This window comes from Donghicola sp. XS_ASV15 (assembly GCF_041224595.1).
In the GTDB taxonomy this organism is placed as follows: domain Bacteria; phylum Pseudomonadota; class Alphaproteobacteria; order Rhodobacterales; family Rhodobacteraceae; genus Donghicola.
Genome location: NZ_JBGFGN010000126.1, coordinates 1 through 20,712, shown reverse-complemented (window position 1 = coordinate 20,712; position 20,712 = coordinate 1). Strand labels below are relative to the sequence as shown.

The 20,712-nt window shown below is 61.0% G+C and carries 20 protein-coding genes; 13 read left to right on the top strand and 7 right to left on the bottom strand.

What is annotated here, in order from left to right; translation table 11 throughout:
- Nucleotides 1-33: 33 nt before the first annotated feature.
- From AB9K37_RS07365 to AB9K37_RS07345, 5 genes are all read left to right on the top strand, one after another.
- Entirely contained in the window at nucleotides 34-231 is a 198-nt protein-coding gene (locus AB9K37_RS07365; RefSeq protein WP_369836611.1) for a DUF6494 family protein, read from the top strand.
- Complete coding sequence (gene apbC, locus AB9K37_RS07360) at nucleotides 228-1,292, top strand: iron-sulfur cluster carrier protein ApbC (RefSeq protein ID WP_369836609.1); 1,065 nt, start codon at nucleotides 228-230, stop codon at nucleotides 1,290-1,292. Before AB9K37_RS07365 ends, apbC begins: the two co-directional genes overlap by 4 nt.
- A complete protein-coding gene (locus AB9K37_RS07355) occupies nucleotides 1,289-2,020 on the top strand; it encodes a DUF4444 domain-containing protein (RefSeq protein WP_369836606.1) in 732 nt (243 codons plus the stop codon). Before apbC ends, AB9K37_RS07355 begins: the two co-directional genes overlap by 4 nt.
- 1 nt (nucleotide 2,021) lies before the next feature.
- Complete coding sequence (locus AB9K37_RS07350; RefSeq protein WP_369836603.1) at nucleotides 2,022-2,519, top strand: DUF6505 family protein; 498 nt, start codon at nucleotides 2,022-2,024, stop codon at nucleotides 2,517-2,519.
- 147 nt (nucleotides 2,520-2,666) lie between these two features.
- Nucleotides 2,667-3,203 carry a cytochrome b gene (locus tag AB9K37_RS07345; protein ID WP_369836600.1) on the top strand — a complete coding sequence of 179 codons (537 nt, stop codon included), beginning with the start codon at nucleotides 2,667-2,669 and terminating at the stop codon, nucleotides 3,201-3,203.
- Nucleotides 3,204-3,264: 61 nt separating this feature from the next.
- Here the strand turns inward: AB9K37_RS07345 and AB9K37_RS07340 are convergent, their stop codons facing one another.
- From AB9K37_RS07340 to AB9K37_RS07325, 4 genes are all read right to left on the bottom strand, one after another.
- Nucleotides 3,265-4,068 carry a substrate-binding domain-containing protein gene (locus tag AB9K37_RS07340; protein WP_369836597.1) on the bottom strand — a complete coding sequence of 268 codons (804 nt, stop codon included), beginning with the start codon at nucleotides 4,066-4,068 and terminating at the stop codon, nucleotides 3,265-3,267.
- On the bottom strand, nucleotides 4,065-4,772 hold the full coding sequence (locus AB9K37_RS07335; RefSeq protein WP_369836594.1) for an ATP-binding cassette domain-containing protein: 708 nt from the start codon (nucleotides 4,770-4,772) through the stop codon (nucleotides 4,065-4,067). The genes AB9K37_RS07340 and AB9K37_RS07335 overlap by 4 nt, the downstream gene beginning before the upstream one ends.
- Nucleotides 4,769-5,473 (bottom strand): ABC transporter permease, encoded by a 705-nt coding sequence (locus AB9K37_RS07330; protein ID WP_369836591.1) that lies wholly within the window; start codon nucleotides 5,471-5,473, stop codon nucleotides 4,769-4,771. Before AB9K37_RS07330 ends, AB9K37_RS07335 begins: the two co-directional genes overlap by 4 nt.
- A gap of 108 nt (nucleotides 5,474-5,581) precedes the next feature.
- On the bottom strand, nucleotides 5,582-6,085 hold the full coding sequence (locus AB9K37_RS07325) for a DUF2478 domain-containing protein (RefSeq protein WP_369836588.1): 504 nt from the start codon (nucleotides 6,083-6,085) through the stop codon (nucleotides 5,582-5,584).
- An 88-nt stretch (nucleotides 6,086-6,173) separates the two neighbouring features.
- Here AB9K37_RS07325 and AB9K37_RS07320 point away from each other — a divergent pair, with 88 nt between their 5' ends.
- From AB9K37_RS07320 to AB9K37_RS07305, 4 genes are read left to right on the top strand one after another with little or no spacing between them, the layout of a single operon-like run.
- Nucleotides 6,174-7,043, top strand: a complete 870-nt coding sequence (locus AB9K37_RS07320) for a formate dehydrogenase accessory sulfurtransferase FdhD (protein ID WP_369836586.1) — start codon at nucleotides 6,174-6,176, stop codon at nucleotides 7,041-7,043.
- Nucleotides 7,036-7,644, top strand: coding sequence for a molybdenum cofactor guanylyltransferase MobA (gene mobA, locus AB9K37_RS07315; RefSeq protein ID WP_369836583.1), 609 nt, complete (start codon nucleotides 7,036-7,038; stop codon nucleotides 7,642-7,644). Before AB9K37_RS07320 ends, mobA begins: the two co-directional genes overlap by 8 nt.
- Nucleotides 7,641-8,132 carry a molybdopterin-guanine dinucleotide biosynthesis protein B gene (gene mobB / locus AB9K37_RS07310; RefSeq protein WP_369836581.1) on the top strand — a complete coding sequence of 164 codons (492 nt, stop codon included), beginning with the start codon at nucleotides 7,641-7,643 and terminating at the stop codon, nucleotides 8,130-8,132. The genes mobA and mobB overlap by 4 nt, the downstream gene beginning before the upstream one ends.
- Nucleotides 8,133-8,134: 2 nt before the next feature.
- Nucleotides 8,135-10,216, top strand: coding sequence for a molybdopterin-binding protein (locus tag AB9K37_RS07305; RefSeq protein WP_369836578.1), 2,082 nt, complete (start codon nucleotides 8,135-8,137; stop codon nucleotides 10,214-10,216).
- Here AB9K37_RS07305 and AB9K37_RS07300 read toward each other — a convergent pair.
- Nucleotides 10,213-10,440 carry a sulfurtransferase TusA family protein gene (locus AB9K37_RS07300; protein WP_369836576.1) on the bottom strand — a complete coding sequence of 76 codons (228 nt, stop codon included), beginning with the start codon at nucleotides 10,438-10,440 and terminating at the stop codon, nucleotides 10,213-10,215. The genes AB9K37_RS07305 and AB9K37_RS07300 overlap by 4 nt on opposite strands.
- A 161-nt stretch (nucleotides 10,441-10,601) precedes the next feature.
- Between AB9K37_RS07300 and AB9K37_RS07295 the strand changes: the two genes are divergently transcribed.
- Both AB9K37_RS07295 and fdhF read left to right on the top strand, forming a co-directional pair.
- Complete coding sequence (locus tag AB9K37_RS07295; RefSeq protein WP_369836574.1) at nucleotides 10,602-12,293, top strand: NAD(P)H-dependent oxidoreductase subunit E; 1,692 nt, start codon at nucleotides 10,602-10,604, stop codon at nucleotides 12,291-12,293.
- 2 nt (nucleotides 12,294-12,295) lie between these two features.
- The gene (gene fdhF / locus AB9K37_RS07290; RefSeq protein ID WP_369836572.1) at nucleotides 12,296-15,064 is read left to right on the top strand and encodes a formate dehydrogenase subunit alpha; all 2,769 of its coding nucleotides are present in this window, start codon (nucleotides 12,296-12,298) and stop codon (nucleotides 15,062-15,064) included.
- A gap of 93 nt (nucleotides 15,065-15,157) precedes the next feature.
- Here the strand turns inward: fdhF and AB9K37_RS07285 are convergent, their stop codons facing one another.
- Together AB9K37_RS07285 and AB9K37_RS07280 are read right to left on the bottom strand one after the other, a co-directional pair.
- The gene (locus AB9K37_RS07285; protein ID WP_369836569.1) at nucleotides 15,158-16,843 is read right to left on the bottom strand and encodes a methyl-accepting chemotaxis protein; all 1,686 of its coding nucleotides are present in this window, start codon (nucleotides 16,841-16,843) and stop codon (nucleotides 15,158-15,160) included.
- Nucleotides 16,844-17,107: 264 nt separating this feature from the next.
- A complete protein-coding gene (locus AB9K37_RS07280) occupies nucleotides 17,108-18,016 on the bottom strand; it encodes a LysR family transcriptional regulator (protein WP_369836567.1) in 909 nt (302 codons plus the stop codon).
- 169 nt (nucleotides 18,017-18,185) lie between these two features.
- Here AB9K37_RS07280 and AB9K37_RS07275 point away from each other — a divergent pair, with 169 nt between their 5' ends.
- Nucleotides 18,186-19,421, top strand: a complete 1,236-nt coding sequence (locus AB9K37_RS07275; RefSeq protein ID WP_072706040.1) for an aromatic ring-hydroxylating dioxygenase subunit alpha — start codon at nucleotides 18,186-18,188, stop codon at nucleotides 19,419-19,421.
- A gap of 3 nt (nucleotides 19,422-19,424) precedes the next feature.
- A complete protein-coding gene (locus AB9K37_RS07270; protein WP_369836564.1) occupies nucleotides 19,425-20,486 on the top strand; it encodes a 2Fe-2S iron-sulfur cluster-binding protein in 1,062 nt (353 codons plus the stop codon).
- Nucleotides 20,487-20,712: the final 226 nt, after the last annotated feature.

The following is a 20,712-nucleotide window of genomic DNA, read 5'->3' as shown; positions in this document are numbered from 1 at the left end:
GTCAACGGAAATTGAAACGAACAGGAGACGCCAATGGATGACGATCTGAACATGTCGATCCGCAAATTTCTCAAGCAGGTCGGTGTGACCTCGCAGCAGGCCATCGAAGAAGCCCTGCGCGCCGAGGGCGTAGATCCGTCAAAGGCACTGCAGATCAAGGTGGTCATGACCATCGAAGATCTGGGTGTTGAACATGTTGTCACTGGCGAAATCAAAGGAAAACAAGCATGAGCGTGACCCGCGAGGACGTTCTGAACGCCCTGAAAACCGTCAAAGATCCGGTCACTGGCAACGATCTGGTGGCCGCAGGTCTGGTCCGCGCGCTAACCGTGGACGATAACGGCGTACGCTTTGTCATGGAAATTGACCCCGCCAAAGCCGACCCAATGGAAAAGGCTCGGGCCGAAGCCGAGGCCAAACTGAAATCGCTGGGAATCGACAAGGTATCGGTCGCAATGACCGCCCACTCGGCCGCGCCGAAGCCGCCAGAACTCAAGGGCACCGCCCGTCCCAAACCCGCAGGTCCCGAACCCGTGCCCGGTGTGGCGCGCATCATCGCCATCGCCTCGGGCAAAGGCGGCGTGGGCAAATCCACCGTGTCCGCCAACATCGCCACCGCTCTGGCCGCCGAAGGGCGCAAAGTCGGGCTCTTGGATGCCGACGTCTATGGTCCCAGCCAGCCGCGGATGCTGGGGGTCACGGGCCGTCCGGCCTCGCCCGACAACAAAACCATCCTGCCCCTGCGCAACCACGGCGTCACCATGATGTCGCTGGGTCTGATGACCCAAGAGGACGAAGCCGTTGTCTGGCGTGGTCCGATGCTGATGGGCGCACTACAGCAGATGTTGTTCCAAGTGCAGTGGGGTGCCTTGGACGTCCTGATCGTGGACCTGCCACCGGGCACTGGTGACGTGCAAATGACCCTCGCGCAGAAGACGCATCTAAACGGCGCGATCATCGTCTCGACCCCACAAGACATTGCGCTGCTCGACGCCCGCAAGGGGATCGACATGTTCAACAAGCTGAACACGCCGATCTATGGCTTGATCGAGAATATGAGCACACACATCTGTTCGAACTGCGGCCACGAAGAGCACATCTTTGGCCATGGCGGCGTTGCCAAGCAAGCCGAGAAGATGGGCGTGCCCCTGCTGGCCGAAGTGCCGCTTCATCTCGACATCCGGACGGCCTCTGATGGCGGCGCTCCGATTGTGGTCAGCCAGCCCGACAGCCCGCAGGCCCAAGTCTTCCGCGGCATTGCCAAGCAACTGATTGCGGACGGCAACGCATGATCCGCGTCGCGCCTCAGTTTCCGCCACTGATCAAGGGGATGGCCGCAGGTCCGGCCAACCCTCTGACCATTGCCAGCGCCGAGGCGCAGCGCGGCACCGATGCGGGCCTTTTGGTTTGGTCATTGACAGATGACCGAATGCGGGCCGCGCTGGTGCTGGCCCCCGAAACGCCCCTGTCCCATGCCGCGTCCGCGCTGGTCGCTTGCGGCGTGGGTCTGCAAAATGCCCTTGGCGTGTTGGTCCCACCGGAAACCGCTGTCCATCTGGAGTGGGCGGGCGGCATCCGTCTTAACGGCGGGCACGCGGGCGGCATGCGACTCTATTCCAGCACTTTAAATGCCGACGACGTTCCCGACTGGATGATCGTCTCGCTCGAACTCACTCTCCGCCTGCCCGACAAGGCAGAGATAGAGCCTGGAGAAACACCGGACTGGACGGCCCTGGACCAAGAAGGCGCTGGAGAGGTTGATGCCATGGACCTGCTCGAAGGATGGTCCAAGCACGCGCTCCTTTGGCTTGGAGAGCTTGAACACCCGAACGGTTTGGCCACGCTCTACCGCGAATGGCGCGGGTTGGTCTGGCAGCTTGGCGAAGATACCGCCGTGACCCTGCCCGGAGAACGTATTGGCGGTCGTTTCCTTGGCGTTGATGAAAAATTCGGGATGATCCTGAAAGCAGGCGAAGACACCCGCCTGATCCCCCTGACCACACTGGCCGAAAGGGTTTAAAATGCACCTCGCTCGCGCGATCCACTTTGATGAAAGCGACCGCAACGTGTTCCATTCGCCCGCCCGTACCGGAGAATGGTGCATCTCGGGGGGCTTTGAGTTCTCGAACTGGGGCGAAGGCGATCTGGTCGGCAAAGCCCGCCAAGCCTTTGCCAACGGCTGGTTGGGGCTCGAGACGTATGGCCGTGTCACCTTTGTCGCCGTGACCCAGATAGAGCCGTCCGAATACGACGCCCTTTGCCAATCTTTGGCGCAGCATTTCGTGCAGGTGTATGGCGCACCTAGCGTCGAGGCCGCCTTGCCCGTCGCCCAAGAAGAGCTGGCCCAGATGGCAGAGCTTTGCGCCGATCATAGCCCGAATATCGTTCTGACGGTGGCGCGCTCCCTGACCGATGCGGGCGTGCGCGAAGAGTTCCGGTTCATCGAACCCAGTGATGCGGGGCTAGAGCAGTTCGCGATCCACGGCTCTTTGGATGACGACCACGGGCACAGCCACTAACGGCGGCGCAGGCAAGGTCGCCTGCTAATTTCCCCACACCTCCTCAGAGCCGAACACGGTACCGTTCGCATTCGCACAATAACTTTGGGAACAAATGCTGCGTGTGCACTGTTGCTTTATCTGAATGAACAACAGATCGGAGTACAGATGCCCCTTCAGGACACCCCCAGCCGATATGGCTTGATCTCGCGCGCCCTCCATTGGGGCATGGCCTTGCTTTTCTTGGCCCAATTCGCTTCTGCCGCAGTTCATTGGGCTTTGCCACGCGAAAACGCCCTGCGGGAAACGCTGTGGAGCTATCACGTCGATCTTGGGATTACGTTGTTCGTGCTTGTGCTCTTGCGCGGTATCTGGGGGCTGATCAATCTACAACGCCGTCCCGCGCACAGCGGCGCCCTGGGCGCTGCGGCTCAGGCAGGACACGCAGCACTGTACGCCCTGATGATTGTCGTGCCCGGCACGCGCATTCTGGCGGCGGCAGGCAGCGATCGTGGCCTAAGCTATTTGGGCATGACCGTCTTTGCCCCCCGCGAAGCTGAGATTGCTTGGATGCAGGCGCCGTCCGAGTGGCATGGCGAGCTGGGTTGGATTTTGGCGCTGATCATTCTGGGCCACATCGCGATGGCCGTGGGCTGGCACCATTTGATCCAACGCGACGGACAGTTGCAGCGGATGACCAGCTAAGTTTACACGCAAAAGCAGCGCCCACTGAGGCGCTGCTATCCTTTCCAGACCTGAACAGAGATCAATCGGCCGCGTTGTAGACGAACAGCTGCTGGCCTTCGATGGTGTAGGCGTTGATCAGCTCTGCCGCCTCATCGCTCAGCAACCATGCCTCAAGTTGGTTGACGAGGTCAGTTTTTACGTGCGGGTGCTTCTCAGGGTTCACAGGCAGATAGGCGTACTGATTGAACAGCACCGGATCGCCCTCAAAGACGATGCCCAGATCGCCCTTGTTCGCGAACTTCAGCCAGCTGGCGCGGTCCGACATGATGTAGGCGTTCATGCCTGATGCAGTGTTCAGCGCCGCGCCCATGCCTTGCCCCACCGCTTTGTACCAGTCGCCCTCGGGGGTCACGTCCGCGGCTTTCCACAAACGCAACTCCATTTTGTGGGTGCCGCTGTCATCGCCGCGGCTGACAAACGCGGCTTCTGCCCCAGCAATCGCTTGCAACGCCCCAGTCGCAGCCTCTGCCCCGCCAGCTTTGGCAGGGTCCGCCTGCGGGCCGACAAAGACAAAATCGTTATACATGATCTCGGTCCGGTGGGTGCCGTTGCCCGCAGCCAACCACTTTTCCTCGGCCGCTTTGGAGTGGACCAGAACCGCGTCCACATCACCCGCCGCGCCCAAAGCCAGCGCCTGACCCGTGCCGACGATCAAGAGCTGCACGTCGATGCCGGTATCTTCTTTGATCTCGGGCAGCAAAACATCCGCGAGACCAGAGTTCGCAAAGGACGTGGTCACCGCCATTTTCATCTCTTCGGCCATTGCGGCGGTCGAGGTCATCAGAGCGGCAACCGCCCCCAAAACGACTGTTTTGAATGTCATAGTAGGATCTCTCCCTTAAGATAGGCCTTTGCCTCGGCCGTTTGCGGGGCGCCAAAAAAGTCGTCCCCAATTGCTTGTTCCACCAACTTGCCCGCATGCAGGAACAGGACACTGTCCGCGAGCCGTCGTGCCTGTCCCAGATCGTGGGTGGACATCAGAATGCGGGTGCCGCTGGCTTTGATCCGCAGCAGGATCTCTTCGATTTCCTTGACCGAGCGGCCATCCAGATTGGCGCAGGGCTCGTCCAGAAACAGGATGCGCGGACGGCGCATCAGCGCGCGGGCCAAGGCCATCTTTTGCTTCTCTCCGCCCGACAGGAACATCACCGCCTGATCAAGATTGACGTTCAGCCCCACTTCATTGGCACGTGCGCGGGCCTGTTCGCGGGCCGCAGCCCGTTTCACTCCATCCAGCAACAGCGGATACGCGATGCAGTCCAGCACTGAGCGGCGCATCAACACGGGCGTCTGAAACACAAAACCTTGGTTCCGCCCCTCGGCGTCCTTTGGATCGGTCCAATGGATATCTCCGGTGCTCACACGCTCCAGCCCATGCAGGGCGCGCAGCAAAGTTGTCTTGCCCGCCCCGTTCGGCCCCATCAGGATCGACAGACCGCCCCCGTTCAGAGAGGCATCCAGCGGCCCCAGAATAGTCCGGCCACGGCGGCGCACAGACACGCCGCTCAGGGTCACCCAGCCACTCACCACCGTGCCCCCCGTTCTGTACGGCTGATAAAGTGCAGCCCCAAATTCACAAGGATCGCGAGCCCGATCAGCACAAAGCCCAAGGCCAGCGCCATATCGAACTCCCCTTTGCCGGTCTCCAACGCGATGGCAGTGGTCAGGACCCGTGTGGCATGGTCGATGTTCCCACCGACGATCATGATCGCCCCGACCTCTCCGATCGCGCGGCCAAATCCAGCCAATGACGCGGTCATCAAGGCGCGGCGCCCGTCCCAGAGCAGGGTTTTGATCCGCTGCAACCGCGTCGCCTGAAGCGAGATCAGCAAGTCATGATAATCCGCCCAAAGCTCGCGGATCGCCTGGTGCGCGACAGAGGCAATAATTGGCGTTATGATAATGACTTGCGCAATGACCATCGCGGTCGGCGTGAACAGCAGGCCCAGAACACCGAATGGCCCAGAGCGCGAGAAAAGCACGTAGACCATCAGGCCTACCACCACTGGCGGCAGTCCCATGAGCGCATTCAGGATCGCGATCACAATGCGGCGGGCGGGAAAGCGGTTCACCGCAAGCCACGCCCCCAGCGGTAGCCCAATCAAAGACGCAATGACTGTCGCGCCCAACGAGACGCGCAAGGACAGCGCCGTAATCTCGACCAGATCAGGGTCGAACGTCGCAACGAGTCGCGCCGCTTGCCACAATCCATCTCCGATCGAATTCATCTTGGGTCACACCGTGTCTGTTAAGTCAGGACGGGGTAACATCCCGCAAAACCGCGCTAAATGGACAAATTGGGGTTTCTGGAAAATCAGGTGGACAATTTGTCCACCCTAGCCGTCGATCTGGGTCCGCACCCAATCCATGACCGTCTCTGGCTCTGCGGGCAGTTCCTGCCCGAAGTCATCGGCAAAAGCGCGAAATCCCTTCACATTGCCGGGTGCGACGGCGGTCAGGACGGGGATACCACGCCCCAAAGCCTCTCCGATAACGGGGCGAAATCCGCGGCCGTCCAGCTCTTGTTTTCCGAATTTATTCAGGATCATCACCTGCGGGTCGGCCTCTAGCGCACTGGCCACAAGGCCCACTGCGCGCTCCAGCCCCTCGGGGTCCAGACGGCACCCCTGCGAGAGGGTCCCAAGGTCCTGAGAAATCCGTACAACGTCCGCACCCGTCAGAATATGCAGGTCCATCTGGCATTTGTAGGCGGGATCGGTCTCGATATTGAACTGCACCGCACCAGCCATGGTAACCCCTGCCTCGCGCAGCATCTCGGACACTTTGACCAGACAGCGATCCGCGTCCCCGCGCCCCTGACCGACAACATATCCCAGCATGCAGACCTCCCCCTTGCAAAACTTCGGTGCGGCATAAATGATGCCCCGAAATCAAAAAAAGCAACCACTTGCTGCGGAACCTCGCCCAATGGACCACGATCCCATACTGCCGAACCCATCGGACCCGCGCCTGACGCGGCGCGTGACGGGGCACGATCACACAGGGGCCGAGGTCGACGTCTCGGTTGTCGAGGAGCGCCCCCTGACCATCTACTTGAACAGTCAGGAAATCGTCACCGCCATGACCATCGGGGACTACCCCGAATATTTGGCGCTGGGCTTTCTACGCAATCAGGGGATGCTGCGGGATGACGACGTGGTCACCGGTATCGACTACGAGGAAGACATCGAAACGGTCGTGGTCCGCACCACCCGCCAGACCAGCTACGAGGAGAAGGTCAAGAAAAAGACCCGCACCTCTGGTTGCGCCGTGGGCACAGTGTTCGGTGACATGATGGAGGGGCTCGAGGGGCTGACCCTGCCTGCAACCCCAGTCCGCACCTCTTGGCTCTACTCACTGGCCAAAGAGATCAACACAACGCCTTCGCTATACCTAGAGGCTGGCGCGATCCACGGCACAGTCCTGTGCTGCGGCGACAAGCCCTTGGTGTATATGGAGGATGTGGGCCGCCACAACGCTGTCGACAAAATCTCGGGCTACATGTTCCAGCACGGCGTTTCGCCTGATGACAAAATCCTGTACACCACGGGCCGCCTGACCTCTGAAATGGTGATCAAGACCGCGATGATGGGCATTCCAGTGCTGGCGTCGCGCTCTGGTTTTACCGCGTGGGGCGTCGAGATCGCCCGCCAAGTAGGCCTGACCGTGATTGGCCGGATGCGCGGTCAGCGCTTTGTCTGCCTCTCGGGCGAGGAACGCCTGATCCGCGATGCCGATGTCTCTGTCGTGGGCGACGAGGACCGCAAGCACCGCCGCAAGGGAGTTGACCATGACTAAGCCCCCCGCAGTGATCCTTGCTGGCGGCAAAGCCACGCGCATGGGCGGCGGTGACAAGGGCCTGCGCACCATTGGCGGCAAGCCCCTGCTGGACCACGTTCTGGATCGTATGCGCCCCCAGTCTGGCCCGATCGCCCTGAACGCCAACGGAGATCCCGAGCGGTTTGTAGGCTACGGCCTGACTGTTCTTCCCGACACCTTGCCCGACCACCCCGGTCCCTTGGCGGGCGTTCTCGCGGGCCTCGACTGGGCCGCTGCAAATGGGCACGACGCGATCGTGACCGCCGCCGCAGATACGCCTTTCTTCCCCGCCGATCTGGTGGACCGCCTTCAGCAGGCTGCAGGCCCGAGTGGCCTCGCCCTTGCCGCCACCCGCGAAGGCGAGAAAATCTGGCGTCAGCCGACCTTTGGCCTCTGGCCGGTGGCCCTGCGGGGCGACCTGCGCGACGCCCTGCAAAACGGGCTCCGCAAGATCGTGATGTGGACCGATCAGCACGATGCGGGCCTTGCCATTTTTGACACCGATCCTGTTGATCCCTTTTTCAACGTTAACACCCCCGACGACATTACCGAGGCCGAACGCCTCTTGGAGGCCTTGTGAAAGTTTACGGCGTAACCGGTTGGAAGAATTCTGGAAAAACCGGATTGATGGAGCGTCTCGTGGCCGAATTCACCGCCCGAGGCTACCGTGTCTCGACCATCAAGCACGCCCATCACACCACTGATGTGGACCAACCGGGCCGCGACAGTTTCCGCCACCGAGAGGCCGGCGCGACCGAGGTCATGCTTGCCTCGCCCAACCGCTGGGCCCTGATGCACGAGCTGCGGGACGAGGGCGAGCCGCCCCTCCACGAGCTCTTGGCGCGCATGTCCCCCGTGGACCTGATCCTGATCGAAGGCTTCAAGCGCGACGCACACCCAAAGGTCGAGTGCGTCCGCGCCGAAACGGGCCGTGCGCCGCTTGCGCCCGACAGCACTACGATCCACGCGATTGCGACCGACACGCCGCTGGACATCGACAAACCCCAGTTCGACCTGAACGACACCGCCGCGATCGCCGACTTTATCGCCGCTGAAACAGGGCTGTAACCATGTTTGACCGCATCGCCATTCTGGACTGGTCCGCCGCTGGAACGCCAAAAACCGGCAAGGATAGCATCTGGCTGGCGATTGCGGATGGCTCTGGCGTGCGGTCCGAGAATATCCCCACGCGGATGCAGGCCGAAGCGCGTCTGAACGCGCTGATGGCAGAGGGTGACCGTCTGCTGATCGGCGTGGATTTCTCGCTTTCATTGCCTGCTGCGGCGCTGGAACGGCTGGGGGTGGATGCTGCCGGACTCTGGCGCCATCTTGCGACCAACCACACGGACACGGCGAAAAACCTGTCTAATTACCGGAACGTGGCGGCCGAACTTAACCAACGGTTCGAGGACGACGGTCTCTTTTGGGGCAATGGGGCAAAGGCGGACACTCCGCATTTGCCGCGCACCAAGCCTACCAGCGCTTTACCCGAATGGCGCGCCTGCGAAGAGGTTGCGCAATCCAATGGACTGAGCCCGAAATCCTGCTGGCAACTGGCTGGGGCGGGCGCGGTCGGGGCGCAATCCTTGACAGGAATGCCCATGGTCCACCGCTTGCGCGAACGGGGCGCGACCGTCTGGCCTCTTGATCCGATCAGCCGCGTGACAATCGCCGAGGTTTACCCCTCGATCCTGAGCGCCGAGGTCCGCGCGCACCTGTCCCGACATCCCGATATGGTGCCCGATCAGGCGCAGGTCGAACTACTGGCGCAAGCCTTGTGGGTGTTAAATGCGGGCGGAACGCTGCCCCCATTGTTCGATGTGGAGCCGACCCAAGAGGGCCATATCCTTGGCCTGAACCACGAACTAAGCCTGCGTGCGGCGGTGCCCTCTGCCATCCTGCCGCCCCGCCTACGGAACGACTGTTTCGCCATGCCCCAAGGGGTGAACTGGGTGCCCGTCGACGCCGCCTTGGACAAGCTGAAACAGGCGCTCCATCCGATCAAGGGCGTCGGGACAATCAACAGCCACAAGGCACAGGGCCGCATTCTGGCCGCTGATGCTGTGGCCCGCCGATCCAACCCGCCCCGCCCCAATTCCGCCGTGGACGGCTATGGCTTCGCGTACGAAGCCACGGGTGACTACCCACAGAAATTGCCCCTGCTTCGGGGCCGCGCCGCTGCTGGTCAACCCTTTGATGGCGCTGTGCCTCATGGCGCGGCCGTTCGCATCCTGACGGGCGCCATCCTGCCCGATGGCGTGGACACGGTGGTGCTGGAGGAAGACTGCGCCCTCGACGGTGCCTCGGTAGTCTTTGACGGACCGGTCAAGCCCCGCGCCAACACCCGTAAAGCGGGCGAGGATGTGGAGGCCGGCCAAACCGCCATCCACGCGGGCCAGATTCTGCGCGCGCCGGACATAGCGCTGCTCTCAGCCCTCGGGATCGCCGAAGTGCAGGTCTATGAGCCCCTGCGCGTCGGCGTGCTGTCTACGGGGGACGAGATTATCGCCCGCCCCGACATGGATGCCCTGCCCCACCAGATTTTCGACGCGAACCGCCCGATGCTTCTCAGCCTGCTGAACGGGTGGGGGTATGAGCCCGTCGATCTGGGCCACTGCAAGGACGACCCGAAACTGATTGAACGCACTCTGGACCGGGCGAACGTCGACGTCATCCTGACCTCCGGCGGTGCGTCTGCGGGGGACGAGGATCACGTCTCGCATCTGCTAAGGACCAAGGGCACCCTGTCCAGCTGGCGCATTGCCCTGAAACCGGGTCGCCCGCTGGCGCTGGCGATGTGGGACGGCACGCCCGTGTTCGGCCTGCCCGGAAACCCCGTGGCGGCGCTGGTCTGTGCGCTGGTCTTTGCGCGCCCTGCTTTGTCTTTGATGGCGGGCAGCGGATGGGCAGAGCCCGTCGGCTTCACCGTCCCCGCAGCGTTCGAGAAACGCAAGAAGGCGGGCCGCCGCGAATACCTGCGGGCGCGGCTGAACGATCAAGGCATGGCAGAGGTCTTCAAATCCGAAGGCTCGGGCCGGATCAGCGGGCTGTCGTGGGCGGATGGGCTGGTGGAACTGCCCGATGAGGCCGCGGAAATTACCAACGGCACGCCCGTGAAATACATCCCCTACGCGATGCTTGGCCTGCGTTAGACCTTGCGGATCAGGTAGATCTGGGTCTCGCCCTCGTCCGACTGGCTGATGAGTTCATTCCCACTCTCGAAGCAGAAATGGGGCACGTCCACAACAGCCGCCGGATCGGTCGCAATCAAACGCAAGACCTGCCCCGAAGTCATTGACTTCAGGCGCTTACGTGCCTTGAGCACGGGCAAAGGGCAGAGCATCCCAATCGCATCAATTTCTTCGTTCCATTCCATATGTGTCGATTTAGGGCCCACTTATGTCGGTGTCCATCTTTATATCGCCGCCGATATGATAGTGTGCGCATGCAAACTCCAAATAAATTGTGAGTTGATTTTCTGCCCCCATTTGTGGGCACTTGCGTCGGAAACCCACCGGCTTCGGGAAGGCAAATTAGATGGCTCTGGATCACAAAGACGTCCCGTGGACGTCAGGCCGCAGCGGCAAGAAGGGACGCGCCCACACCAAGGGACGTCCGCTGGATGAACAAGCATGGACCGAGGTCGAAGATCTCTTGGGGGATCGCCCCCGCCGCCGTGACCTGCTGATCGAGCATCTACATCTGATTCAGGACCGCTATGGCCACCTGTCCGCGCCCCATCTGCGCGCATTGGCCGAGGAGATGCGCCTGTCCATGGCCGAGGTTTGGGAGGTGGCCAGCTTCTATGCGCACTTCGATCTGGTAAAAGAGGGCGAAACCCCGCCCCCAGATTTGACCATCCGCGTGTGCGACTCCTTATCTTGCGAATTGGCAGGATCAGAGGCTCTGATTACCGCGCTGGAGTCTGGCATGGACCCCGCCAAGGTCCGAGTACTGCGCGCACCTTGTATGGGCCGCTGTGACACCGCACCGGTGGTCGAACTGGGCCACCGCCATTTGGACAATGCCACCCCTGCCCTGATCGAAGACGTGATCGCTGGCGGCGACTTCCATCCCATCATGCCTGAGTACGAAGACCTGCCCGCTTACCAAGCCCGGGGTGGCTACGACAAGCTGGCCCAGTTCCGCGAAGGCGGCGATTGGGAACAGGTACAGGACATGCTGCTGTCCGCCGGTCTGCGCGGCCTAGGCGGTGCTGGCTTTCCGTCCGGAAAAAAGTGGGGCTTTGTCCGTGCCGAAGCAGGCCCCCGTTATCTGGCTGTAAACGGGGACGAAGGCGAGCCTGGTACGTTCAAAGACCGCTACCATCTGGAGCGCGAGCCGCATGTCTTTCTTGAGGGGATGCTGATCGCCGCGTGGGCCGTCGAGGCGGATAAATGCTTTATCTACATGCGCGACGAATACCCCGCCGTGCTGAAGCTGCTGCGCAAAGAGATCGCCGCGCTGGAAGAGGCCGGCATCGTAGAGGCTGGCTATATCGACCTGCGCCGCGGCGCGGGCGCCTATATCTGCGGCGAAGAAAGCGCGATGATCGAGAGCATCGAAGGCAAGCGCGGCATTCCCCGTCTGCGTCCGCCGTACGTGGCGCAGGTCGGGATCTTTAACCGCCCCACCTTGGTGCATAACGTCGAAACCCTGCACTGGGTGGCCATGATCTGCCGCGAAGGCCCCGAAGTCATGAACGCCGTGGTCCACAACGAACGCACCGGCCTGCGGAACTACTCAGTCTCTGGCCGCGTCACCAATCCGGGCGTCTACCTGCTGCCCGCCGGCTCGACCATTCTAGACATCATCGCCGCCGCTGGTGGCATGGCCGACGGGCACACATTCAAAGCCTACCAGCCCGGTGGCCCCTCGTCCGGTCTACTGCCCGCACATATGAACGACGTGCCGCTCGATTTCGACACACTGCAACCCCACGGCACCTTTATCGGGTCCGCCGCTGTGGTCGTTCTGTCGAATCAGGACAGCGCCCGCGATGCTGCCCTGAACATGCTGCGGTTCTTCGAGGCTGAAAGCTGCGGTCAGTGTACCCCCTGCCGTGTTGGCTGCGAAAAGGCCGTGAAGCTGATGCAGGCCGACAGCTGGGACCGCGAACTTCTGACCGATCTGTGCGAAGTCATGACCGACGCGTCGATCTGCGGCCTCGGCCAAGCGGCCCCCAACCCCATCAAGCTAGTGATGCAACATTTCAGCGAGGAGGTGTGATCATGGACGGCAACAACATCGAACAGGTCACCTTTACCCTCGACGGCGAGCAAGTCACCGCCGTGGATGGCGAAACCATCTGGGAGGTCGCGCAGCGCCACGGCAAGACGATCCCACACCTGTGTCATAAGCCGCAGACCGGCTACCGCCCCGACGGCAACTGCCGCGCCTGTGTGGTCGAGATTGATGGCGAGCGGACCTTAGCGGCCTCGTGCTGCCGGAACCCGTCGAACGGCATGAGCGTCAAAACCGACAGCGACCGCGCGGTGAAATCCCGCGCTATGGTGATGGAACTGCTGCTGGCCGACCAGCCCGAGCGCGAGGCCGCCCATGACGCAGGCAGCCACCTGTGGGACATGGCCGACGCACAAGGCGTGACCGAGAGCCGTTTTCCGACGCTGGATGTGGACCGCATCCCCCTGCTTGATGACAGCCATGTGGCCATGCGCGTGAACCTTGACGCCTGCATCCAGTGCGGTCTCTGCGTTCGTGCCTGCCGCGAAGTGCAGGTGAACGATGTGATCGGCATGGGCGGTCGTGGGCACGACGCCTTTCCCGTGTTCGATCTGGATGATGATATGGGCGCCAGTTCCTGTGTGGCCTGCGGCGAATGCGTGCAGGCCTGCCCAACGGGCGCGCTCATGCCCTCGACCGTTCTCGGCGCGGACCAGCAGGGCGATAGCACCGATTACGACAACGAAGTGCAGTCCGTCTGCCCTTTCTGCGGGGTCGGCTGTCAGGTCAGCCTGAAGCTCAAGGACGGCAAGGTAAAGTATGTCGAGGGCATCAACGGCCCCGCTAACGAAGGCCGCCTGTGTGTGAAGGGCCGCTTTGGCTACGACTACATCCACCACCCCCACCGCTTGACCAAACCGCTGATCCGGCTGGAAAACGCACCCAAAGAGATGGCCGTGGACCCTGCGAACCCCTTTACCCACTTCCGCGAGGCCACGTGGGAAGAGGCGCTGGACGCCGCCGCGAACGGCCTCGGCGGTCTTCGCGATGCCAGCGGCGGCCGCAGCGTCGCCGGTTTCGGCAGCGCCAAATGCACCAACGAAGAGGCCTATCTGTTCCAGAAGCTGATCCGTCAGGGCTTTGGGCACAATAACGTGGACCACTGCACGCGCCTGTGCCACGCCAGTTCCGTGGCCGCGCTGATGGAGAACGTGGGCAGCGGCGCTGTGACCGCGACCTTTAACGAGATCGAGAATGCGGATGTGGCGATCGTCATCGGGGCCAACCCCAGCGAAAACCACCCTGTGGCTGCGACCTACTTCAAGCAGTTCGCCAAGCGCGGCGGCAAGCTGATCATCATGGACCCGCGTGGCACCGCAATGAAGCGCCACGCCGAACACATGATCCAGTTCCGCCCCGGCACCGACGTGGCCTTGCTCAATGCGATCATGTCCGTGATCGTCGAAGAGGGACTGTACGACCAATCCTACATCGACCAGCACACCGAAAACTGGGAGGCCGAGAAGCAGCACCTCGCTGGCTTTGCCCCCGAAAAGATGGCCGAGATCTGCGGCATTGATGCCGAGACCATCCGCGCCGTGGCCCGCGATTTCGCATCGGCCGAAGCGGGCATGATTTTCTGGGGTATGGGCGTGTCGCAGCACATCCACGGCACGGACAACTCGCGCTGTCTAATTTCGCTGGCCCTGATGACCGGCAACGTGGGCAAACCGGGCGCTGGCCTGCACCCCCTGCGCGGTCAGAACAACGTGCAGGGCGCGTCCGACGCGGGCCTGATCCCGATGTTCCTGCCCGACTATCAAAGCGTCACCGACGACAAGATCCGCGGCCATTTCAACAAGATTTGGGGGACCGAGGATTTCAGCGCCGAAAAGGGTCTGACCGTGACCGAGATTCTGGATGCGGTCCATGCGGGTGACATCAAGGGGATGTATGTGCTGGGGGAAAACCCCGCCATGTCCGACCCCGACGTGACCCATGCCCGCGAGGCGCTGGCCAAGCTGGAGTGTCTGGTCGTTCAGGATATCTTCCTGACCGAAACGGCGAACTATGCGGATGTGGTCCTGCCCGCCGCAGCATTCTACGAAAAGAACGGCACGGTCACGAACACCAACCGTCAGGTCCAGATGGGCCGCGCGGCCGCGACGCCTCCGGGTGAAGCGCGCGAGGATTGGGCGATCACCGTTGCCTTGGCGCAGAAGCTGGGGCTGGACTGGACCTATACTCATCCCAGTCAGGTCTTTGCCGAGATGAAGGAGGGGATGCCCAGCCTCGACAACATCACGTGGGACCGTCTGGAAGGCGAGAATGCCGTCACCTACCCGTCCCTGTCGCCCAAAGACCCCGGTCAGGCGATTGTCTTCGGCGACGAATTCCCGCGGGCGGGCGGACGGGCGAAGTTTACGCCTGCCGACGTGATCCCGCCGGACGAGGCCCCCGATGCCGACTACCCGATGATAATGACCACGGGCCGCCAGCTAGAGCATTGGCACACAGGCTCAATGACCCGCCGCAGCACCGTCTTGGACGCGATCGAGCCAGAAGCGAACTGTTCCCTGCACCCGTCCACCCTGCGCAAGCTGGGGGTCAAGGTCGGCGATAAGGTCAAGCTGGAAACCCGCCGTGGCAATATCACCCTGCTGGCCCGAGAGGACCGCGCGGTGTCGCCTGACATGGTGTTCGTACCCTTTGCCTACGTTGAGGCGGCGGCCAACGTGCTGACAAACCCTGCCCTCGATCCCTATGGTAAGATCCCCGAATTCAAATTCGCGGCGGTCAAGGTTTCGGCGCTCTAACAAGCGCCGACATTCTCAAAATCAAAAGGCAGCGCAGGATGGGGGTCCTGCGCTGCCTTCTCTCGGCTCAGCCCAAAGGGTGGGGGTTTGGGCCTAGCCCAGATTGAATTCGAAAGTTTCGGTCTTCTTTTCGCGTTTGTCTTGGACAGGCGCGCTGTCTTCAGCCAATGCGTCGGCTGCTACCGCCGCTTCGGGAACGAAGTCAGACACATCTGCGGGCGCTGTGGCGGATTTTGTATCCTGTGCACGAACCCATTCAGCACCATCCGCCATCACGTCATCCTCACCCGTCTGGAAGAAAGAGATCGCATCCGCGAGTTGCTCTGCCTGACTGGAAAGTTCGGTCGCAGCAGAGGACATCTGTTCAGAAGCCGAGCTTGTATTCTGAGTGATTCTGTCAAGCTGTTGTACCGAACCTGCGATATTCCGCGACCCGCCTGCCAATTCACGCGAGGCCAAGGTGATCTGGGTCACGAGCTCTGAGGTCCGGCCAATGTCCGGAACCAATTCTTCAAGCATCTTGCCCGCAGCCGCAGCCGACTGGACAGTGTTCGCTGACAGAGCCGAAATTTCCGAAGCTGCTTTCTGGCTGTTCTCGGCCAGTTTGCGCACTTCGGAAGCCACAACCGCAAAGCCGCGACCATGTTCGCCGGCTCGCGCCGCTTCGACCGCAGCGTTCAGAGCCAGCAGATCGGTCTGACGCGCGATTTCCTGCACCACGTTGATACGCTCTGCGATGGCACGCATTGCTTTCACGGCATCCGCAACCACTTTGCCGGATTCAGCGGCGTCTTTGGCAACTTTGGTGGCGATCTCTTCGGTCAGACCTGCGTTTTCCGACGTGCTTTCGATGTTGCCGGACATTTGGTCAACTGCGGTCGAGACGCGCTCGGTCGAGGCGGACTGATTGTTCGAGTCGGTGGCCAGTTGCTCTGAGGTGTTCGCCATCTGGTTTGCGCCCGCCGCAACATTGCGTACGGCAGAAGCGACGTTGCTCACGGTGCCGCGCAACTTCAGGACCATGTCGTTCTGGGCATGAAGAACATCGCCGACTTCATCATCGCGCTTAAAGGTCGCGATCGCCCGAAGATCACCCTCTGACACTCTGCGTGCTTGATCCACTGCTTTGCGCAGACCCCGGTTGAGCGACGAAATAATAAAGAATGCGCAGATCGTACCGATCAGAATGCTGGCAGCGCCAACCGTAATCAGAACTGTGACCGCTCTATCATACACTGCCTGCGCTGCGGCCACCGACTGCTCCATGCGCTCCAGCAGATAGGTCCGCAGTTCTTCTGTGGTTGCTACGACCGCGTCAGTCGCGGCCTTGGCATCGGTGTGAAAACTCACATTGGCCATGCTGTCGCCCTGCAACTCGTAGGCAACGGTGGCGTAGTTCACGACCATGGCATCATTGTGGGCCTTGATAAGATTGGCGTACATGAGAAATTCATCGTTGCCCGCGTCTGCCGACAGAGCATTCACGTTGTCGGAGATGCTTTTGGATAGGGCTTTAATCTCGTTTCGCAGCGCAACGATACGCTCTTCCCCAGTGCCATCCAAACCAACCAGCGCTTCGCCAACCTTGGACCGAATGCCGACCTCTGCCTCAGCAATGGCACTGATTGCACGAATGTCGACTTCCTGCTCTTGGATCACCCTGCTGAACGAGTCATTCACGCGCTGAAAATCATTCAAAGCAAGCGTCAAAGAGCCCGCGGACATCGCGAATACCGCGCCGAAGGTTAGGATGAGTTTAGACTTTAAGGTGAAGCGCATGGCGGTCCCTGATGAAAAATGGCGCGCTGCTGTACCCCCCATGAATACAGGCACTGCGACCACGGTTTCCGAGACAATAAACCTCTGAGAAGAGCGCGCGTAGTGGCCCCACGGCAAAGGGATGCCAAACCTATACCGGATGACGTAACCGCTAGACTCTTGGCGAAATGGCAAAGATCAAATTACATCGAGAAATCCGAGTGTTCTTGGCGCCATCGGATCAATCATTTTCCCTGTGTTCTCTGCACCTTACGCCTCTCGGCGCTACCCGAAGACGTTCTGGCCCGTGGTCAGAGGTTGTGTAAGCCAGTCTGCCAACCGGTTCGCTGACGGGGGCGCATCAGGATGTATCCGAACGTAGAAGTCTTTGGGGGTGGCGATTCCCTCGGGCACGAGTGGCACCAATTTACCGGTCGCCATCCGGTCTCCAAGGAGTTCGGTCCAGCCCAGAACAGCCCCCATGTCGTCCTGCGCAGCCCCTAGCGCGACCACGTAGTTGTTCACCCAAAACCCCCGCCCCTCTTCGTAGTCGGTATTCAGGGATTCGAACCAGTCCGACCACTTGGTCCAATCCCGATCTTCGGCCGTCAGATGGATCAGGGGAACGTGCGCCAGATCCTCGAGCGTTTCGATTCGGTTCTGCTCTTTGAACGCGGGACTGCCCAAAGCCAAAATTTGGCCATTGAACAGGGGCCGAATGCTGTCGGGCACGTCGTCTGGCAGGGGGCCATATTCGATACTCAGATCACAATTGCTGGTGGCAACAGGCTCGTCACTGACGTGTTGCGATACAATGGTTTCAGGGTGATGCTTCCAGAACGTCGCGAGCCGCGGGGTCAACCACAGGGCGCTGACCGCCGTGCTGGCGTGGACGACCACATCGGTCCGCTCGGCGCGAATGCGCAGCTGGCTGACAGAGTCAGAGATTCCCTCGAAACCTCGCTGCACTGCGATGAATAAATAAGCGCCACTCTCACTTAATTCGACACCGCGATGATGCCTTCGGAACAGTTGGCGCCCCAGATCCCGCTCCAGTCCCTTGATCTGATGCGACACGGCGGCGGGGGTCACATTCAGCTCTGCTGCAGCCAATTTGAAGCTCTGATGTCTCGCCGCCGACTCAAAACAGGCCAAAGACGTCATCGAGGGCATGTCGTAGGGGCGTTTTGCCATAGACCATCTGTTCCAAAATACGGGAATGTGCATGCCTGTCAGGGCCATGACAAAGCTACAGATGAATTCATTTCACCTCAAGCTGAGAATTATTGGCGTTGTCTTGGAGGCAGGATATGAAAAACGGTCACTCCATAATACAGGTTTATCCGCACACAGGACCCCTCCCATGGACGGCTCTCTCAACATCACCGACCTGCTGGCCCGCCGCCGCTCCGGTTATTCGCTCGAACGCCCGTTTTACACCGCACCAGAGATTTTCGATCTGGACATGCAGAACATCTTTTACCGCGAGTGGCTGTTTGCCATCCCTGCGGCGCAGCTGACCAAAGGTGGCAGCTATGTGGTGCACACCGTCGGCGACTACAGCGTCATCATCATCCGCGGTCAGGACGGCGTGATCCGCGCAATGCACAACTCTTGCCGCCATCGCGGCTCTGTTCTGTGCAAGGTTGCCTCGGGCCACGTGCCCAAGTTGGTCTGCCCCTATCACCAGTGGACCTACGAGCTGGACGGCAAGCTGCTGTACGCCCGCGATATGGGTGCAGATTTCGACGCCAGCCAGCACGGGCTGAAGCCGGTGCACTGTCGCGAACTCTGCGGTCTGGTCTATATCTGTCTGGCAGACGAAGCGCCTGATTTCGACGAGTTCGCGGCTGTTGCCCGCCCCTATCTGGAAGTGCACGACTTGACCGACGCCAAAGTCGCCCACGTGTCGAGCATCACTGAGAATGGCAACTGGAAACTGGTCTGGGAAAACAACCGCGAGTGCTATCACTGCAGCGGCAACCACCCTTCCCTGTGCCGCTCCTTCCCGCTAGATCCCGACGTCGCAGGCATCTTGCCCGACGGCAGCGTTCCCCCGCGTCTGCAAGCCCACTATGACCGTTGCGAGGCCGCAGGCGCGCCGTCGCAGTTCAAAATCTCGGACAATGGCCAGTATCGTCTGGCGCGTCAGCCCCTGCAAGAGGGCGCGGTCAGCTATACCATGGACACCAAACCCGCTGTGGCCAAAAATCTGGGCCGCGTCGCGCTGCAAGATGCGGGCACCCTGCTGAAGTTCCACTACCCCACAACGTGGAACCACTTCCTGCCGGATCACTCGATCACCTTCCGCGTGACGCCTGTCAGCCCCACCGAGACCCAAGTCACCACCACATGGCTGGTGCACAAAGATGCGGTCGAAGGTGTTGATTACGACCTGAAGCGTCTGACCGAGGTTTGGGAGCACACCAACGACGAAGACCGCGTTGTGGTTGAAAACAACCAAAAGGGCATCAACTCGCCCGTTTACCAACCCGGTCCCTACTCGCCGATCGAAGAGACAGGCGTGGCGCAGTTCGTCGATTGGTACGCCGAAACGCTGGAGCGTTCCCTGACCCCCACCCGACTGGCAGCGGAGTAATCTATGGCCCTTCCCGACAAACCGACATTCTGGACGGATAAAGAGCCCCTTGAGTGCGTCTCGGTCTTGGCCGAGACCCGCGATGTGGTCACGTTCTGCTTCCAAGCACCTTCGGGCGCGTTGTTTCGCTTTGATCCGGGCCAGTTCCTGACCTTGGAATTGCCGGTACCGGGGGGGCCGCTCTATCGGACTTACACCATCTCGTCCTCGCCCTCGCGCCCCATGTCGATCACGGTCACGGTCAAAGCGCAGGACAACTCCATCGGCACCCGCTGGATGCTGGACAATCTGACCGTGGGCACACAGGTCAAAGCGACTGGCCCCGGCGGGACATTTACCAATGCGGGCAAGCCAGACGGCAAGCTGCTGTTCATCTCGGCGGGCACAGGCATCACTCCGATGATGTCAATGACCACCTATCTGTATGACTTGGGCCGCGCCCCCGACATCATTTTCGTGAACTGCGCGCGCCGCCCGTCGGACATCATCTTTCGCGAGCGGCTAGAGCACATGGCCAGCCGCGCCAACGGAATCGACCTGAAATGGGTTGTGTCCGGATCGGACCGTTATCGCCCTTGGACCGGCTACCAAGGCCGCTTCAACCAGCTGATGTTGGGTCTGATGGCCCCCGACTATCTGGAACGGGACGTGTATTGCTGTGGCCCCGAAGCCTTCATGACATCTGTTCGCGAGGCATTGGCCGGTCTGGGCTTCGACATGTCGCGCTATTTCCAAGAGAGCTTCCATGCGCCTCTGCCCGAAGTCGAGGATGTCCCCGAGGACGCCGTCCCCGAAGAGGACGCGAAGTCCGAAATCGTCTTTGTCGGATCTGGCGAGCGCGTCAAATGCCAAGAGACCGACACCGTTCTGGCCGTCGCCCGTCAGGCGGGGCACAACATTCCATCGGGCTGTAGCTTTGGCGTGTGTGGCACCTGCAAGACCAAGAAGGTCTCTGGCGATGTGCACATGGTCCACAACGGCGGCATCACCGAAGAGGACATCGCAGAGGGCTATATTCTAGCCTGCTGTTCGCATCCTATCGGGACGGTGGAGATCGAAGCTTAGAAGGCCAGAGCTGGTCGGCATCAGAGAAGACAGAGGGGGCGCTGCCCCCTCTTGCCGTTTTGAGGAACGGCAATTCACCCCGGGGTATGTGAACGGCGGAGCAATACTCGGCCACGGTAGCGACGGCATAGTGTTGTCGCGGGCGGCGTAAAAGTCGTCCACTTTTGCCCTTTCGGATTTCGGGAGGGCTTGGGGATATACACCGTGGACTTGTATTTGAAGGTGC